10 protein-coding genes are annotated in these 18,694 nt (G+C 52.5%); 3 read left to right on the top strand and 7 right to left on the bottom strand.

The genetic code is table 11. The features are described from left to right. Window positions 1–76: 76 nt before the first annotated feature. The 7 genes from IPN95_26445 to IPN95_26415 form a co-directional block, all read right to left on the bottom strand. Window positions 77–2,050, bottom strand: coding sequence for a proprotein convertase P-domain-containing protein (locus IPN95_26445; GenBank protein ID MBK9452898.1), 1,974 nt, complete (start codon window positions 2,048–2,050; stop codon window positions 77–79). A 621-nt stretch (window positions 2,051–2,671) separates the two neighbouring features. Continuing rightward, on the bottom strand, window positions 2,672–3,166 hold the full coding sequence (locus tag IPN95_26440; protein ID MBK9452897.1) for a hypothetical protein: 495 nt from the start codon (window positions 3,164–3,166) through the stop codon (window positions 2,672–2,674). Beyond that, entirely contained in the window at window positions 3,093–6,965 is a 3,873-nt protein-coding gene (locus IPN95_26435) for a PKD domain-containing protein (GenBank protein ID MBK9452896.1), read from the bottom strand. The genes IPN95_26440 and IPN95_26435 overlap by 74 nt, the downstream gene beginning before the upstream one ends. Further along, complete coding sequence (locus IPN95_26430; GenBank protein MBK9452895.1) at window positions 6,965–7,969, bottom strand: type IX secretion system membrane protein PorP/SprF; 1,005 nt, start codon at window positions 7,967–7,969, stop codon at window positions 6,965–6,967. The genes IPN95_26435 and IPN95_26430 overlap by 1 nt, the downstream gene beginning before the upstream one ends. Continuing rightward, the gene (locus tag IPN95_26425) at window positions 7,966–9,534 is read right to left on the bottom strand and encodes a gliding motility-associated C-terminal domain-containing protein (GenBank protein ID MBK9452894.1); all 1,569 of its coding nucleotides are present in this window, start codon (window positions 9,532–9,534) and stop codon (window positions 7,966–7,968) included. The genes IPN95_26430 and IPN95_26425 overlap by 4 nt, the downstream gene beginning before the upstream one ends. Further along, the gene (locus IPN95_26420; protein MBK9452893.1) at window positions 9,503–11,308 is read right to left on the bottom strand and encodes a PKD domain-containing protein; all 1,806 of its coding nucleotides are present in this window, start codon (window positions 11,306–11,308) and stop codon (window positions 9,503–9,505) included. Before IPN95_26420 ends, IPN95_26425 begins: the two co-directional genes overlap by 32 nt. A 130-nt stretch (window positions 11,309–11,438) precedes the next feature. Further along, a complete protein-coding gene (locus IPN95_26415; GenBank protein MBK9452892.1) occupies window positions 11,439–13,889 on the bottom strand; it encodes a PKD domain-containing protein in 2,451 nt (816 codons plus the stop codon). Window positions 13,890–14,443: 554 nt separating this feature from the next. On the opposite strand from IPN95_26415, the gene IPN95_26410 reads away from it, so the two are divergent. From IPN95_26410 to IPN95_26400, 3 genes are all read left to right on the top strand, one after another. After that, a complete protein-coding gene (locus IPN95_26410) occupies window positions 14,444–16,711 on the top strand; it encodes an aconitate hydratase (protein MBK9452891.1) in 2,268 nt (755 codons plus the stop codon). Between the two features lie 461 nt (window positions 16,712–17,172). Beyond that, on the top strand, window positions 17,173–17,790 hold the full coding sequence (locus IPN95_26405) for a hypothetical protein (GenBank protein MBK9452890.1): 618 nt from the start codon (window positions 17,173–17,175) through the stop codon (window positions 17,788–17,790). A 263-nt stretch (window positions 17,791–18,053) separates the two neighbouring features. Next, the gene (locus tag IPN95_26400) at window positions 18,054–18,494 is read left to right on the top strand and encodes a hypothetical protein (GenBank protein ID MBK9452889.1); all 441 of its coding nucleotides are present in this window, start codon (window positions 18,054–18,056) and stop codon (window positions 18,492–18,494) included. Window positions 18,495–18,694 lie beyond the last annotated feature (200 nt).

Below are 18,694 nucleotides of genomic sequence, written 5' to 3'. Positions count from 1 at the left end.
GGCCCGCGAGATTTCGCGGGCCTTTGCCTTTCAGAATCATCAAACACCCAAAATCTTTTACCCGATCCGTTGTGGATCAAAGCTTCACGAACTTCAAAACCTTGGTTTCACCATTCGGAGACTGGATTTTCAGAAAATAAACGCCTGCCTGCAAGTCGGCAACGTCGATCGGCATGGCTGCGAGGCTGCCATCGCCCGTCAATTCGAATTGGCGAATCGTATTTCCGCTCAATCCCTGCAGACTCACGGTACGATTTCCTTCGGCGACAAACCTGAGGTTCAGCATGGACTGCGCAGGATTCGGAAACAATTCGTAGAAATCACCATTCTGCGCAATCCAAACTTTGGCAACCTCCGAATAGGAAAACTCACCGTTGAAATCGACATTTTTGATGCGGTAGTAATGCCAACCCGGCGCCACATTCGGGTGAGAAAACGAATAGGAAGCCTCCGATTGTGGGCTGCCTGCCGTCCGAACCCTTCCAATAGACTGAAAATCGGGCATTTCCATGGCATGTTCGACCTCAAAATAATCGACATTGACTTCTTGAGCGGTTTTCCATGTGACGATGTCGTTGCTGCCTTCATTGACCACGGAAATTTCGCGAAAATCGACCGGCAGGAATACCGTGCTGATGCCGTCTTGCAGGCGCAGGTTCCACACGCATTGCGAACCCGCGGTTCCGTCGACCATCAAATAATACTGGGTATTGGGCAACAGACCTGACCAGGAATAGTAGGCATTGGTCAATGTGGAGGTACCGCAGAAAACCGGGGCGCCCCAAGTGCCGCTGCCGAGGCAAGCTCCACCGACCGGGGCAGCAAACAAGGCAACTTGCACGCCGCAAGAACCGCCACAAGAGAGGTTGCAAGCAATGTCGGTGATGCTTGCATGGACCGTATTGCCGGAATTGTCGGTGGTGAAGGTGTAAAAAATGAAATTGTCGATCGAACCGTTGCAGGTCATTTCGCCCGTGCCGGGTGCCTGCGTATTGCCGCCGGGTGCCGCATAGTTGTTGCCGGCATATTCGCCCTCGGAATTGATATTGGTGGCATTCAAGCAATTGCTGTTGCCGTTGCGGCCCATGGCAATGCGCACATCATAGTCGCCGCCTTCGCCCGACGTCGAAGAAACCACGATATAATAGTGTTTGCCAAGTGTGAGGGGCTGCGAAGTGATATGCAAGATGTTTTCTGTGCTGGAGAATTGAATTTCAGTGGCGATACAATTGACCGGCTGCGCAAAATTGGGGCAGGTATCCAGCAGATTGATGGTCGGGAAGCCCGACGGAGCCCCAAAATCCTGCGCGATGTCCATGCTCAAGTATTCGTCGGTCGTCGTCGGGGTGTAGGCGAACACGTATTCGGAGCCATCCATATGGTTGTTGCAGGCACCGTTGGTGTAGTTATTGACCGAACCGGCGAGCGTATGGCATGTATGTGTATAGGGCAAATTGGTAAGGGGATAGGCCGATCCACAGGTCTGCCCGGTGGGCGAAGTCGGCATCGTCGTGGTGCCAAAATCCAAGGACCAGTAATTGAGTGTGCCACTCGCACCCGTTGCTGCATCGTCGTCAACGCGCAGGGTCCAGACGCCGTTTGCATTCTGACCATTGTTGAAGGCTGCCATCGATTGCTCGGGGGTATAAACGCCCAGAAAGTCATTGGCACCGCTGATGGACCCGCTCGGACCACATTCGCTGAAGCAAATGCCGGTATGGTAGTCGTTGCCCGAACTGCCACCATTGTCGGTCGAGAGCATCACCGTTGTGCCTGCGGGGCTGGTCAAATAGACATCAATGTCGCCGGCTACGGGCTGGGTAATGGACAAACAGACCCTGGCGAGCTTGTTGGCTCCCGTCAAACTGCCCACGCCGGACACCGTCTTCGTGAAGAAATTGTTGGTCGTGTTGTTGGGGATGGTTCCGCCGTAGGAATAGAAATTCTGGCCCCTTGTCGGATTCCAAAGCAAAAGCGAAAGCAGCAAAAGCAAACAGCATCCCAACACATGGGAACGAAGACCATAACGGGCGTCAACGACATTTTCCATACACGAACTCAATTTGAATGACCGAAAAACTTGATTCTGAAATCGAAATTGAATTTGCAGGGATAGATGAACAAAATCTTAAAGAAGTGGCCTGATGTGCTTAAATGTGGCCTAATGAGGGTTTTTGGGGTGAATGGTTAGGCGGGTGGGGCGAATTGAGAATTGAGAATTGAGAATTGAGAAACGAAGTTCAGCGAAGCTAATTGAGAAACGAAGTTCAGCGCAGCTAATTGAGAAACCCGAAGGGTTCAGCGAAGCTGAGAAACGAAGTTCAGCGCAGCCAATTGAGAATTTGGATTTGAGCTGTGGAGAGTTGAGAGTTGAGCGTTGAGCGTTGAGCGTTAGGCGCTACGCAATTTCTTGAATCTGGCGCCTTCGTTTGTCTTTGGGGCTCGGCGTCTGTTCCCGCGAGCGGGGCGAAACTTTCGCGGCTCTTTGCGTTTAAATGGGGGCCGCGGGAAGAAATCAGCGATTGAAGGGATTTTGCGCCATTGCAACCTTGGTTTGACTTTGCGCCTCGGTGCCTGTCCCGCGAGCGGGGCGAAACCTATGCTGCTCTTTGCGTCTAAATCGACGGATAGTGTTCAACGCAAAGCACGCTGTGCCGCCAATATTCGGTCGTCAATTCGAGCCGATTTTGTTCAGATTCGATTTTTTGCCCTTGTCGAAATGCACGAGGAAAGCATCGCTGTGACCCGTCCTCCGAATTTTGCTCAGGTGCTTGATCGCTTCTTGCTCTGTTTTGTATTTTCCAACAAAGAATACACGCCTGCCTTCGATTTGCTTTTCAAATAGGCCATCCTTGTAGTCTCCGAAGCTTTCAAAGAAATTGGGTTGTACCGTGCGTCCTGCTACCGCTACCTGCACGGAATAGAAAATTTCAGTGCTCGGATTGGGGGTGACATCCGCTGTGGGCTCCGTCGCAGGCACAACATCCATGGCTGCCGTCGCACCCAACGTATAAACGGGGGTGGCCAGAATGCTCGCATGTGCAAATCCGTTGCCGATGACTTTGGGGAGGTCTGCCTTGGCAGCTGCATAGTCAGGATAACTTCCGGTGGTATATTCCCAGAATCCGTCGACTTTTTTGCCCGTGACAGCAAATTTTCCGTCCAATGCCTGGAAAAAGGCAGGGTCTTTCTCTCGCACATAGGTACCCACCAAAATGGTAAACGGTCCCGAAAACTGCGGCGTCGAAGGAATGCTGAGCGATACGGTTCCCCAGATGTCCTCGACTTTTCTTGCCTGTGAATAAATCGGATCCTTCAAACCCAAAATGGTGATTTCTGTGCGGCGATTTTCTTGGTGCTGTGCTTCGCTGCAAGTCACACCATCTTCGCAACGGTTGGTTAGTTTTTGCTCGCCATAACCACGTGGCACAATGCGATTGCCCTGAAATTCCACGTGTTTTGAGGTATTCCACAGCCGAATTGGCCCTGTTTTGTGACAATTCGAGGTTGTAGGCATCGCTCCCGCGCACGTCGGTATGCGAACCCAGCTCAATGGTCAAGCTAGGATTGGCCTTGAGGAATCCTGCGAGCTTTTCCAATTCGATGGCCGCGTCGTGACGAATGTTTGCACGGTCGAAGTCATAGTACAAATTGTGGAACACCCAAGAGCTGCCGACAATCGCTTGCTTCAATTCGAAGTGGATTTGCGTGAGTTTCTTGCCCTTTTCGATCGGCCCGACATCCTGGGCAGCATTCAAATAACCCGGCTTGGAAGCAACCATCGAATAGGTTTTTCCGGGTTCCAACGGGAGTGTCATGGCACCTTCCTCCAAATCGTAGGTGCCGATTTCGATGCCCGTTGTGGCATCCCGCAAAGTCAAAGTGACCTGCTTGAGGCGCAAGCGGGTCTTTTCATCAGCAACATCTACAATAACAGCTCCTTGACCACCGGGCTTCTCCATAAAAACCGAATCGCGTACAATTCCTGGCTTGGTTCCAGGATCAAAACTCAGGCGGTGATTGCCATAACCCTCTTTCAAGATTTCCAGCAATACTGTGCCTGTAGGAATGCTGCGACCTGTAGTGGCAATCTCCGCAATTTGTTGCAGCGAGTCCCGAACCTCATTGCCACGGTAGTCGGGCAAAACTTGAACCTCCTTGTAGGTACATTTGGAGCAGGCTTGGCCCGTGCGCGGATCAACGCCCTGCACGATCATTTGCACGCGGAAAGTTCCGCGACGGGTGTATTCATGCATCGTAACAGCCCCGGTTGCCTTCGCCCCATCTCCAAAGTCCCAAGAAACAGACTGAATGTTGCATCCCGGCACATCCGACTTCAATGCATCAAATTCGATTGACGTACCCACAGCCACCGTATCGTAGCTTTCTACATACACCTGTCGCAAATCCTTGACCTCGAGATCATACTCGCTCACCACGGAAACGATTCGATTCGTAAAAGGATCCACCACCTCCAATCGGATGGTATAGGTTCCCGGCTGTGCATAACAATGATTGATGGTCAAACCCTGCATTTTGGTGCCGTCACCCAGATCCCAATGGTAGAGGTAGGGCAGCGAATCGGAGGCAAGGTCGCCATCGTCAAAGAAATTGTAGCAATAACTTTCCGGTTGTTGCTGTTCGCATTCGATTTTAGGCGCTGGCGTTGTCGGGGTTTTGGACCATGCAAAAATCAACGAATCGCGATCGGGTTTGATCCAATCGCTTTCCAACACGACGATGTCTTTGGTCATGCAACTGCTGCAGGCTTGGGGTGCTTGGTCTCCAGTTCCACTTGCATTCAGACGCAGGCGGTACCGGCCGGGCTTCGCAAACACATGCGAAAATCCCAATCCGCTGAAGGTTTCTCCCGAATTCAAATCCCATTGGAATTGATCAAGGCTGCAGCCATCAAGAATGGCACGTCCGGAGGCATAAGACACGCGACTACCAACACGCACCGTGTCAGGCCCATCGATCAACAAGCCCGCCGGCGGCCTGACTTCCAAGTCGTAGGTCGCTTGGTTCATGAACACTTGGCCGGCTCGGTCGAGCAAATTCAACTCGACGTGGTATGTCCCCGGACCACGGTAACAATGCCGGGGCTCGAGTTCCCGCACCTTGGTGCCGTCCCCAAAAGACCATTCGTAGGTCAACTGCAAAGTGTCAAAATCCAGAATGCCTTCGTCCTGAAACTTGAAGCAGTATTGGGCGATTTCCTGCTCAGGGCAGTCCACAGGCCGTTGTTCGTATTCTGGATAAGGATCATAATAGAAGGTTACTTCACCTGCCGAATCGGTCTTCATGGTCATGTCGCTGCCGACAATACGCACCTTGGCGTTGGTAATGGGAAAGCCCGTGCTCACATCGAGCACCTTGGTGACGACGATGATCGATGGACGCTCCATAAAGATCGTATCCTGCAATTGATCGTCCTTTTTAGCGCCATAGGTGGAAATTTCCATCCGTTTTGCACGATACTGATCGGCCTCAGCAACCAATTGATAGGTCACATCGCGGTTCAGCAGCAAATTGACATTGCCATTTGGATCGGTTTCAGCCGTGATTTGGCGATTGATACGGGGAAGGTGCAAAGCAACTTTCACACCCTGGATTGGCTGTTTCGTCACCGCATCCACGACCACACCCTTCCACGATGGCTTTTCGTACTTCAGGAGATAAATATCATCTGAACCCAAGCCGCCCAAGCGATTCGAAGAGAACATTCCCCAACCATGGTCTCCAGACATCAAGAAACCAAAGTCATCTGCCGAACTGTTAATGGGCGCCCCCATGTTTTGCGGAATGCATTCCTTGGCATTCAGATCACAATAAAAGACATCCAATCCGCCGAGACCACCCAGTCCATCCGAACTGAAATACAGTAACCCATCGGGCGTCAAGTAGGGAAACATTTCATTGCCGGCGGTATTGACGGAGGGGCCAAGGTTGACCGGTTCGGCCCACCCATCTTCACTAAAATTGGCCCTGTAAATGTCCGTACCCCCAAATCCGCCCGGTTTGTCGCTGATAAACAGCAACGATTCGCTCCCATACATGATTGCGGGATGGCCGATCGAATAAACATCGCTGTTGAATGGCAAGGAACGTACATTGGTCCAAGGACCAGTCTGAGGAACATCGGCATAGAACAGCTTGAGGTTCATGATGCCATTGTCGTCGGTCGTTTTCTTGCCTTCGAAGAAATTGTTGCGCGTGAAATAGACCAAGCTGTTGAGCGAATCCCAAGCGCAGGTAGCTTCATGGAAGCGCGTGTTCAGTTTGCCTTTGATCAGCACAGGCCGTGAAAACTTCTCGCCTTCACCCGTCATTTTGGAATAGTACAAGTCCAAAAATGGCTGTCCATTCCAGTCATAACGCGATTCGACGACACTTCCCTCCGACCGTGACGATGAAAAAAGAATGCCCCCTTTGTACCAAACCGGACTGAAATCGTCGACTTTGGAGTTGTGGGGAAAAGGGCGAATGCGAATCTCAGCGGTATCGGCAAAATAGCTTTCAATCGTGCGACAGGATGCCGCAAATTTCTCACCTCTTGGATCCTGAGGCACGGCCTTGGCATAGCGGTCAAACCATTTTGCCGCCTCCGGATACAAGCCTTGGTTCATCAGGGCTTGAGCAAAATAGAAGTAGTTGATGGGCAAAATTTGGTTCAAACCCACCACTTTGCTGTAAACTTCGGCGGCTTTTCTGGAATTGTTGGTCAGCCGGTAGGCATCTGCAAGCCGGATGAGGCCGTTTTTGTCGAATCCCTTGCTGAGGGCCTTTTCGAAGTATTTGATGGCCTCGAGGTAAGACATTTTCTCGAAGGCCTCGTTGGCGCGCTTCAATGTGCCTTTTTGTTGGGCATGTAATTGCCCAAAGCACAAAAACAATACCAAGCCCGCCGCCATCAGCGTGCTGAATGGCCTTATTCGCAGGCGATATGTCGCTGTCTTCCGCATCAGAAATATCTTGGACTCTTGGTCAATGCCCTTTTGGGAAAGATTTCGAAGCCCAGCAAAAGTTCGTGGGAACCATTGTGAAACTTACGAAGTTCGGTGATAGAATAATCAAATGCATAACCCAAACGCAAATGTCTTGCGATTTGGAAGTCGATCATGGCCGCGACAGCATCCCCGCTGCGCCAGGAAGCCCCGATCCAAAAACGTCTTGCGATCAAAGCCATCAAGTTCACATCCACCTCCAAAGGCGCGCCGGGACTGTATTTCAACAGGATGGACGGCTTCCATTGCACCTGATTCTCCAAACCCAAAACGTATCCGGCGGTGAAGTAGGCATGGCGGTAAAGCCGAGCCACGGCATCGGATCCGGTATCGGAACGCCGCAGCGGAGTATTCAAAATATGGGGCATCGAGAGGCCCGTGTACATGCGGGGCGTGCTGAAATACAATCCGGTACCCACATTGGGCATCAAAACCGAACGAACATTTCCTGCGACAATCGGGTCGTTGAGATCGGTCGCAGTCACTTCATTCCAATTCACCCGATAATTCATCACGCCACCACGGAGGCCGAGGGCAAGGCTTGCATTTTCCTTGACGGGAATGATGAAGGCATAGCTCCCCGTCAGCCATTGCTGACTGGTGTAGCCAATTTTGTCATTCATCACATTGAGGCCAAAACCAGCGCGCTTCTTGGCCGTGGGCATGTGAAACGAGAAGGACTGCGTCACAGGTGCGCCCTCAAAGCCGGTCCATTGGTTCCTGTAAAACAGCATCCCCGAAATCGTCCCCCGCGAACCGGCATACGCGGGATTGATCGACAGCCCGTTGAACATGTACTGTGTATGGTGCGGATCCTGCTGGGAAAATAGTGTGAGTGGGAGCGTGAGAGCGAGAGGGAGTGTGAGAACGAGGGATGAAACAAGTTTCATCAACATGCGCCGGGTTGCTGCGGCAAGCCGCGGCATCCTCCGATTTTCGCTATGTTGGGCCCACTTTCTCATCGCAAGATCGTTACATAACCTTTTAATGTGCGACCGTCGCTCACGTGCAAAACCCAGTAATAGGTCCCATCGGGCAAGGTTTCGCCGGTATTGCCATTGGTTCCTGCCCAGTCGTTTTGATAGTCGTCGTTGTGGTAAACGAGATTGCCCCAACGGTTGAAGATGTCGATTCCAGTGCCCGGATACCCAGCCAAGGCCCTTACAATCAGCACGTCATTGAAGCCATCGTTGTTGGGGGTGATGGTATTGGGCACCCAAATGTCCATGGTGAAGCAAACCTCGTTGCTGATGCTGCTTGCGCTATTTCCGCCGGATTCGAATGCCGTCACGCGGTAGCAAGTTCCCGGTTCGCCGGGCAAGCCTTGATTGTCCAAAAATGTCAAGTCATTGGCTGCCATCGTTCCCATCAAAACCCAGGCACCGCCATTCAGCGGACGGCCTTCCATTTCGTAGCGGTCCACGCCGTTTGCCCAATTCGAATAGGCATTCCAAGACATGTCGGCGACGCCGTTGCTCCCGTCGAGTTCCAGCAAAATGCTCCGTGCGACATCCGAAGGTTGCGACCAATAGCTGCAACTGTCTGCGACCGTGATGCGGTAATAATAGGATTGGGCATTGACATTGGCGGCCAAATCGACAAACTGAGTCGTTCCGGAGGGCAAAATTCCCTGCGACGCCCAAGTATTGGCATCCGTCGAACGGAAAACCTCAAATCCGCCGGCACCGGGGAACAAGGCAGGGCTCCATTCGACGGTGATGTCTTGGTTGTTGAGGACGGAGGCTGTGACCATCGCCGGAATGTAAGTCGGTGGCAGATGAATCGGCCGCGCCGCACTCGTATCGCTCCAAGACCGCTCCTGCGGGAATGTACCCACGGCGCGCACGCGATAGGTGCGCAAGTCGTCGCAATACACCGTCGTATCCACATACTGCGCCTGATTGCCAGCCACCGAGCCTAAGAATGTGACGTTCGTTGTATCATAATCTTGAACGGCAAAAATGTCGTAGCGCTGCACATTTGCCCAGCCTGCGTAAGGTGACCACATCAACATCACCTGATTCACCATCGACAAAGTGGCCAATTCGACGGTCTGATGCGGAATTGTCGGCGGCAAAGGCGTGGAATCCAAACAGATGCTCACAATTTGCGGACGGTAGAGATTGGCGGTATTGAGGCTGTTGGAAGCCAAATCAACCAAAACGGTATCGCTTTGTACGGGTTCCGTGGCGATGTTGGTCGCGGCAGGGTTCATTCGCCAAAGTTCATAACTGCCAAACAATGCCGAAGAATCCCTGTGAAAGACAACGGCAACCTGATCGTCTCCTTCGACCGTGGCAGCCCAGATTGCGGGAAGACCTGGCGAATAAATGTTGATGAAGCTGGGGAATATCACCGAATCCACACAACCCACCGAGGATGTGATCACCAAGGTCACGTCATAAGATCCAGTATCTGAATAGGTATGCCCGACAACCGAATCAATACCCGTCCCGCCATCCCCAAAAATCCAGTTCCAAGTTGCAATCGTTGTATCACAAACCGAACTGTCGGTAAAAGTGATCATAACGGGCAAACATCCGGTAGTGGCATCTGAAGTGAAATTGGCGATTTGCTGATGAATGCGCACGGTATCGACACCGATTGCGGTATCGGTACAGCCGAGCAAATCCGTCACTGCCAAAGTCACCGTGTAATAACCCAGGCGTGGCATAAAAATGCGTCGCAGGCGCACCTGTGCCCGTATTTCCATCTCCAAAATCCCAATTGATGGCCGCTGCGCCCGTCGAATACGTGCTCAAATCCCAGAGATTGACATTTCCTGGATCGCAATGCACCAAGCTGTCCACCGCAAAGGCGGCGATCGGAGGCGGCAACACGTCCACGGGAAAGGGCGTGGGCAAGGTGGCGGTACAACCGAGCGTGTCGGTCATCAAAACCGTCGCCGAATAGGTGCCCGGCGAGCCGTAAGCATAACTGACCGTATCGCCTCCGACGAGGCTGTCCCCGTTTCCAAAGTACCAAGTGGGCACAATCCAATTACCGCCGTTGAAGGTGAATTGCAGCGGAATCCCCGGGCAAGTCGTGTCACTCGAAATCGTGAATGAACCCGTCGGGATTTGGACATGCACGGCACTGTCCACGACAATTGTGTCGGTGCAACCCGTAGCGGTCGTGATTACAAGTGTCACGTTGTACCAACCCGTGTCGGCGTATTGGTGCGTCACAATCGAATCGACAGCAGTATTGGTGTCCCCAAAATCCCAAAACCAAGCGACAATGGTCGTGTCGCTGTAGGAGGTATCCATGAACGTGATCACATCGTTGGGGCAAACCACCGTGTCGGAGATGGCGAATCCTGCATAGTATTCCATCAGCCAAACCGCCGACAAAACCGTGTCTTGATCGCTGCAACCCAAAGTATCGGTCACGGAAAGTGTCACGGGGTAAATCCCTGGTGTCGAATAATAGTGATTGGGATTTTGAACCGAATCCACTCCGCCGTCACCAAATGTCCACAAGAAAGTGGCCGGACCGCCCCCATAGACCGTGCTGTCAGAAAAACGAACCGTATCTGCGAGACAAAGCAGCGTATCGGAATAGCCAAAATTGGCAATCGGGGGTGGCAAAACCTGAATCGGCCCCATGGACGGTGCTGCGAGTTGACATCCCGAACTATCCTGCACCAACAAGGCGGGCGTAAACGTCCCCGCACCGGAATAAGCATAGATCACGGTGTCACCACTCAATTGCGCCTGACCATCGCCAAACGTCCAAAAGTTAAGGTAGGCCCCGGCAGGGCTCATGATAAATTCGACGGGCTGCCCCGGACAGGTCACCGATGGTGAAAAGCTGAACGTCCCGACCGGGCCACTTACCACTGCACCATTGGGAACTAACAAGGTATCCGCGCAACCTGTAATCGTTTGCACGATCAGCGTCACGGCAAAAGTTCCAGGCGTATTGTAGGTGTGGAAAGGCGCTGCGTTGCCATTGACAATCGGCGAACCGTCGCCAAAATCCCAACTCCAACTCGCAATATTTACCAAGTTGGTGATCTGATAACTTGCCTGCAACGGCGGGCAACTTGCCGTCGAGAGAATCGCTGCAAAGGCCGCTACCGGGCGTGCAATGATCATCGGCTGCACGATGCTGTCGCGGCAGCCGTTGCCGTCGGTGACGACGAGCAATACATTAAAAGTGTCTTGGGTGGCGTAGGAATGCGAGACATTGAGTCCGGTAGTGGTTACGCCGTCGCCAAAGTCCCATGCGTAGGTAAGTGGCCCCACTCCGGTCGAGGGCGCAGCCGAGAAGTTGACCGTCTCGCCCTGGCAGCGCACTGTCGCAGATTGCGTGAAGGCCGCATTGGGGCGGGTAATGGTGACGTTAGAGGCGAAAGTGGAACTGCAAGAATCTGCGTTGGTGACATTGAGCCGTACCGTATAGGTTCCGGGATTGGCGTAGAATGCGTCAACGGCCCCGCAACGTCACAAACGGACTTCCATCCCCAAAGTCCCAAGACCAAGCCGTCAAAGCCGAGTTGGAGGTAGACAAATCAGTAAACGTGATCGCGGTATTTTGACAAGTCGCCACGGGAACTGCTGAAAAATTGGCTACCGCACCATTGACGACGATGGGGACGGGAGAAACCGCCGTGTCGCGGCAACCATTGGCACCGATGACGATTTGCTGTGCCAAATAATTTCCGGCGACCAAATAGTTGTGTGTCGGATTTGCCGCAGCGCTATTTCCACCATCGCCAAACGTCCATTGGTAAGTGATTCCGCCGGTTGAGGTATTGGTAAACGTCACCGGAAATGGCGAACAACCCAAAATGGCATTCTGCGTGAATCCAGCGGTGGGTTTGCTTACGGTGACCGTCAAGAAGAATGTATCCCGACATCCTGCCATGGTATCCTCCGAAATCAGTTGCACGGTGAATACGCCAAAGCTATCGTAGACATGCACAACGGAACCGACCGGCCCTGGAATGGTGTCAAACGTTCCGTCCCCGAAACTCCAATAGGCCTTCAAATTCGTGCCGGAGGAGGTATTGGTGAACGTGAAAGTTGCCGGGGTATCGCAGGCAAAAGTTGCCGATGTGGTAAAACTGGCCTCCGACCCTTCGACGCAGACGTAGTTGTTGCGCGTCCGCGAATCGATGCAGCCGTTGTTTCCGACCACCAACGTCACCGTATAGCAGCCAACCGCGGTATAAGTATAGGTTGGATTCTGTACGTTGGACGTTCCGCCATCCCCAAATGTCCAGCCCCATGCCGTAGCAGCCGTGGATAAATCCGTAAAGGATATTGGTTCCCCAAAGCATACAGTTGTAGGACTACCTGAGAAATTGGCCTGCGGATCAGGTCCCGTGCTGATCAAGGCAGGCATCACAAGTGTGTCTGTGCAGCCGCCAGAGGTCGTGACGATGAGCGTTACCGTCCATGTGCCGGGAGTCGTGTAAGTGTGATTAGGGCTGACGTTGTTGGAATTCGACCCGTCTCCGAAATCCCATTGGTAGGTGGTGAAAATTCCAAATGTCGTTGTGCTTGTATTGGTAAAATTAATCGTCCTCGGCATACATCCCGCCTGAATACCCACGAAACTGAAATTCGCGACGGGTGGAATGATCTGCACGAGATTGTTTTGGGTGACAGTATGCGTACAGCCATTGAGCCCTGTCACGGTGAGGCTTACAGAATAAGTTCCATTGGCGGTGTAGGTATGTGTCGGCGAAGGTAAATTCGAAGTATTTCCATCCCCGAAATTCCAAAGCCAACTCACCGCGCCGACTGACAAGTCCGTAAAATTGACCATCAAAGGCGCGCTGCAACCTGTATTGTTCGCGGCTGAAAAATTGGCTGTGGGAATCGGCAAGACTTGGATCAGATTTGTTTGAACGACCGTATCGGCGCAGCCCGGCCCTCTTGTGCTGATCAATTCGACGGTGTAAAAACCCGGGGCAGCGTAGGCATGGCTTGGATTTTGGGCATTCGACGAACCGCCATCGCCAAAGTCCCAATCCCAACCCAGCGGTCCACCCGTGGTCAAATCGGTAAAGGCGACCGGGTCTCCGACGCAAACCTGAAGGGGCGCTGCGGAAAAATTCGCATTCAACGCCGAAATCGTGATCGCATTGGGCACCACCAAAGTGTCTTGGCAGCCGACGCCATTGTCAATGATCAGCGTGACCGTATAGCTGCCATTGGCGAGGTAGATATGGGACGGATTTTGGGCGGTGGAAAGCGGCGAACCGTCGCCAAAGTCCCAAGAATAGGTGAATGGACCTGTTCCCGTGCTGATGTCTGTGAAATTTGCTGTGACCGGTGCCCCACAACTTCCGACAAGTGCAAAGGAAAAATTGGCATTGATCGGGGTGGAAACATTGATCGTTGTCGGCACCGAGTTGGTTGCGGAGCAGCCATTGTTGTCAACGGTGGAAAGCAGCACATTGTAAGTGCCTGGCACGCTGTAAGTATGCAGTGGATTCGCCGAATTGCTCGTATTGCCATCTCCAAAATCCCAAATCAACGATGTAAAGGGCCCGGGATAAGCAATCGAATTGTTGGCAAACTGCACACCCAACGGCACACAACCCGAAGTCGGCGTCGCCCCGATGAAAACATCAGGCTTCTGGAATACAGTGATATAATTGACAACTGTGCGCGTGTCAGAGCCGCCCACGCCAGTGACAGTCAATGTAACTGTATAAGTTCCGGGCGTATTGTAGATGTCGGATGGATTTTGGAGTGTGGAGGTATTGCCATTGCCAAAGTCCCAGAACCAACTCGTGATCGTGCCCGTGGAACTCGTACTGTTGAATACAACCGCTACGGGGCTGCATCCTGAAGTGACATTCGAAGTAAAATTGGCGGTGACTTGGGAGAATAGAATCCCGCCCGTGCCACTTAAGAGCAACACGAACAACGTCAGACAAACCAATTGTCTGATTTTAAAGGGAATCCAATCCCAACCTCTCATTCCTTTTTCGGCCCTTTTCAGGCGAAATCATTCACAAAAAACTGCTGCCACGGTCCTACGCCGATCGCGATTCCCGAATGCAGCATCTGCTGACCCTCTAAGGTAGCATTTCGGACGGAAATGTGAAAATCTAATTTGATTTCGGGGTTTTTGTGCTCACTTGGCGATGACGGCGCTATCAGCGGTTGGTGTTTGCGCCCCCTTGGCGATGACGGCGCTATCAGACGTTGGTGTGAGCGCCGTCATCGCTATTGGGTACAGGAAGCGAAGGGGGCGAAATTAGCGAAGGGGGCGCTCACACCGGTCTTTGTGAGCGCCCCCTTCGCTCCCCCCAATCGCAGAATCAACACAATTTCCCATTCTCCATTCACAATTCTGCATTCCCCATTCTCCATTTCCTACGAATCATCATTTGACTTGCAACAATTGCGCCTTCGGGTTAAATTTCCCGCCGTTAATGTTCAGAAAGCACAAAAAATAACTCTGAAAGCGATATGGCATTCGATATTGAAATGATCAAGGCGTTGTATTCCAAGATGCCTGCCCGCATCGAGGCGGCACGGAAACTCCTTGGACGCCCCCTCACCGTCACGGAAAAAATCCTCTACTCCCACCTTTTTGACGGGACAGCCACCGAAGTTTTCGGCCGAGGCAAAAGTTACGTGGACTTCGCCCCTGACCGCGTGGCGATGCAGGATGCAACTGCCCAAATGGCGCTCCTGCAGTTCATGATGGCCGGCAAAAAGACCGCCGCCGTGCCTTCGACCGTTCACTGCGACCACTTGATCCAAGCCAAAGAAGGCGCTGCGATCGACTTGGCCACCGCAAAGACCAACAACTCCGAAGTGTTTGGCTTTTTGAGCGACGTCTCCAACAAATACGGTATCGGTTTCTGGAAACCCGGCGCAGGTATCATTCACCAAGTGATCCTGGAGAACTACGCATTCCCCGGCGGCATGATGATCGGAACCGACTCGCATACGGTCAACGCCGGCGGCTTGGGCATGATCGCCATCGGTGTCGGCGGCGCAGATGCCGTGGACGTGATGGCCGGTATGGCTTGGGAACTGAAAATGCCGAAACTGATCGGTGTGCGTTTGACCGGCAAGATGAATGGCTGGACAAGCGGCAAGGACGTGATCCTGAAAGTGGCCGGCATCCTTACTGTAAAAGGTGGTACAGGCGCTGTCGTCGAATATTTCGGCCCCGGTGCAGCCTCCATTTCTTGCACAGGAAAAGGAACGATCTGCAACATGGGCGCTGAAATCGGCGCGACGACTTCGATCTTCGAATACGACGAGGCCATGGCCCGCTACCTCCGCAGCACCGACCGTGCCGACGTCGCCGAACTCGCCAACAGTGTCGCCGCCCACTTGCGCAACGACCCCGAAGTCGATGCCGATCCGACAAAATACTACGACCAAGTCATCGAGATCAACCTCGACGAATTGGAGCCCCACGTCAACGGTCCTTTCACCCCTGACCTCGCTTGGCCGATCAGCAAATTCGCTGCGGCAGCCAAGGAAAACGGTTGGCCAATGAAACTCGAAGTCGGCTTGATCGGCTCTTGCACCAACTCAAGCTACGAAGACTTGACCCGCGCCGCGAGCGTCGCCGCACAGGCCAAAAAGAAAAACCTCAAGGCAAAAAGCGAATTCACCATCACCCCCGGCTCCGAAGTCGTGCGTTTCACTGCGGAACGCGACGGCATTTTGAGTGTATTTGATGAAATCGGCGGCGTTGTATTGGCGAATGCTTGCGGACCTTGCATCGGTCAGTGGGCGCGTCATACCGACGATCCCAACAAAGCCAATTCGATCATCACCTCCTTCAACCGCAACTTCAAGGAGCGCAATGACGGCAACGCCAATACGCATGCCTTCGTCGCTAGCCCCGAAATTGTGACCGCCATGGTGCTCGGCGGAAGCCTCGGCTTCAATCCGCTGACCGATACGCTCACCACCGAAGACGGCCAGCAAGTGAAACTCGACGAGCCCGTCGGCGTGGAATTGCCTCCCAAAGGCTTTGATGCCCAAGATCCAGGATTCCAAGCCCCGGCAGCCGACGGTTCGGCTGTGACGGTGAATGTGGCGCCTGATTCCAAGCGTCTCCAATTGCTCGAACCCTTCAAAGCTTGGGACGGCAATAACCTGACGGGGTTGAAGCTGCTCATCAAGGCCAAAGGCAAATGCACGACCGACCACATTTCGATGGCAGGCCCATGGTTGCGTTTCCGCGGTCACTTGGAGAACATCAGCGACAACCTGCTCCAAGGCGCAGTCAATGCCTTCAACGGCAAAGCCAACAGCGTCAAGAATCCATTGAACGGCGAGTACACGGAGACCCCGAAACTGGGCAAGATCTACCGCGCCGCAGGCGTGGCAAGCATCGTGGTCGGCGACGAAAACTACGGCGAAGGCAGCAGCCGCGAGCATGCCGCGATGGAGCCAAGGTTCATCGGCGCAAGGGCTGTGATCGTGAAGAGCTTCGCAAGGATCCACGAGACCAACTTGAAAAAGCAAGGCATGTTGGCCCTGACCTTCGCGAATCCAGCCGATTACGACCTGATTCAGGAAGACGATACGTTTGACATCGTCGGCCTGACGACCTTCACCCCCGGCGTACCCTTGACCCTCGTGGCCAACCACGCCGACGGCAGCAAGTCAGAAATCACCGCCAACCACACCTTCAACGAAGGCCAAATCGGCTGGTTCAAGGCAGGCAGCGCGCTGAATTTGATTCGCAGCTCGCAAGGAATGTAATAAGTGAAAAGTGAAAAACTAAGAGTGAAAAGTTAAGGCTTTTGGCTTTTATAGGGAACGGAGAATCTGCTTTTGGGTGGATTCTCCGTTTTGGTTTTAGGAGGCGGTGGCGTCCCGCCACACGCCGATCGAACGTTTGCCTCCGGCGGAATTTCAATGGAAAGGAACGTAGAATCAGCTTTTGGGTGGATTCTCCGTTCTATTTTTTTTCGTACGATGGAGGCGGTGGTGTCCCGCCACTCGCCGATCGACCGCCCGATAATCGGAACTTTTGTTGGAAGGAGCCCAAACGACAAGTCAATCCCCAAGGAAATCACTGCTCACAGAAATACTTCCCAAAAGGACAAAACACGTTTTGTATTCTCCAGGAAACCAGCTACTTTGAGGACTCGAAGGACGCGATGCTACCCGCATTATCCGTATCTCAAGAATTAAACCCAACCTCTAAGCAAATTGCAAAGATGAAGTACAGTCGTTTTACCCCGCTATTTTTTGCCTTCCTCATCGCTATTTCTGCATGCCGAAGCTTTGAGCCTGCATTGCTAAAGCCACAAGGAGAGCCATTTGCGTCAAAGCTGCCTACACTAAAACCGATTGTGGAAAACAATCTTGTAGCAATTGTTTCGGTTGATGGCGCAACCGTTCTAGGTGCGAACCCAAATGATATCATCTCCTATTTCGAGAATGAGGTTCAAGAGATTATGACCCAGCCTTATGGTGAAATTCAGGGGATCGCAAAACTGAAAGTGGAAAACTACGAACAGAAACTTCGAATTCCCGGACTGATCTTTGTTTGGTGCTTGTATATCCCAAGCCTTTTTGGGTTCCCCATGTACACCGCAACTTCGAGTGTAGGTGTTGAAATTGAGATCGCGACCAACTCCGGGAGGATTATTGGTCAATACAAAGGGGATGCCATTCACAAGGAGGTCTGCGCTTTGAATAGAACTCCAAAAAGCTTCAAGGCCAGGTCATTGTTGCGAGTGGCTTATTTGCTGTCTGTAAAAGATGCCTTGCAGGAAGCGAAAGCTAAAATGTTGGCTGATATTCCCCGGCTGAAAGCAGAACTGAGCAAATAATCACGGCCGAACTTTCAGGTATACGAAGTGATCGCTCCGAGAATATCCTTGGCCTCGGGCCACAGCGCTACCAACCGCCCGCCTCCGGCGGAATTTCACGGACAATCAGCTTTTGGGTGGATACTCCGTTTTGGTTCTGAAAGACAATAGCAGGTACCCTATTTTTGCATTGAAAATAACAGTTAGCTTGTAGATATTCGCTCAAGGAGGCAGGCAGAATTTCAGCATTGCTTCATCTTTCATCTAAAACGTAGCGTCTGCGCATGCTCACACTTCATCACCCTATTTCGATGCGCAACTCGTTGATGCTTTTTGCATCCTTTTTGATGCTGTTTGCCTTGGGCTGCAAAGAGGATCCAAGTATCTGTGCCAACGGTCGGTCGGACATGCTGAGCCATACCTTCGAAGGCCTTATCTATCGCTGTGATGCGCATCTTTCAGGCACTGCAACCGTCACGGCGGGAACTGCGGACCTTGTCGAGATTCATTTGGTTGCTGATTCTGCGCTGTTCGACACGACCTTGACCTATACTGCAGAATGTATCGTCGTCGAGGAAACCCTCCCGCTGATCCTTCTCCATCACCCTGTCATTACGGAAGAAGACGGCCAATTCAATCGCGGGCCCGACCGTATTGCATTTTACTTTGAGCATTCAAGCTGTGGTGTCGGAGAAATCTCCTTCTTTGAAGGAATAGCCCGCTGAATTTGCCCATCTTACAATGCTACCACCAGAAGGTGAACCATTGCATCTTCGAATGCATCCCTCCCTCCCACGCCTGCCCAACCATCCCAAAATTTTCACCCTCCGTGCGCCTCACGATTTTATGCCTATCTTGTACCAACGTGACCACCAAGGATTTGCCTTGCGTCTTTGGAAGCTCTACAAAAAAGATGATCAAAAAC

The sequence above is a fragment of the Bacteroidota bacterium genome (genome assembly GCA_016718825.1).
In the GTDB taxonomy this organism is placed as follows: domain Bacteria; phylum Bacteroidota; class Bacteroidia; order J057; family JADKCL01; genus JADKCL01.
Note: the sequence above shows the minus strand (reverse complement) of the source record. Positions and strands in the feature narration are given on the sequence as shown.

Bases quoted from the DNA above. Each gene is read 5' to 3' on its own strand.
- IPN95_26400 (MBK9452889.1), top strand. From the start codon at position 18,054: ATGCTCACACTTCATCACCCTATTTCGATGCGCAACTCGTTGATGCTT.
- IPN95_26430 (MBK9452895.1), bottom strand. From the start codon at position 7,969: ATGAGAAAGTGGGCCCAACATAGCGAAAATCGGAGGATGCCGCGGCTT.
- IPN95_26425 (MBK9452894.1), bottom strand. From the start codon at position 9,534: ATGATCACTTTTACCGACAGTTCGGTTTGTGATACAACGATTGCAACT.
- IPN95_26410 (MBK9452891.1), top strand. From the start codon at position 14,444: ATGGCATTCGATATTGAAATGATCAAGGCGTTGTATTCCAAGATGCCT.
- IPN95_26445 (MBK9452898.1), bottom strand. From the start codon at position 2,050: ATGGAAAATGTCGTTGACGCCCGTTATGGTCTTCGTTCCCATGTGTTG.
- IPN95_26405 (MBK9452890.1), top strand. From the start codon at position 17,173: ATGAAGTACAGTCGTTTTACCCCGCTATTTTTTGCCTTCCTCATCGCT.
- IPN95_26435 (MBK9452896.1), bottom strand. From the start codon at position 6,965: ATGCGGAAGACAGCGACATATCGCCTGCGAATAAGGCCATTCAGCACG.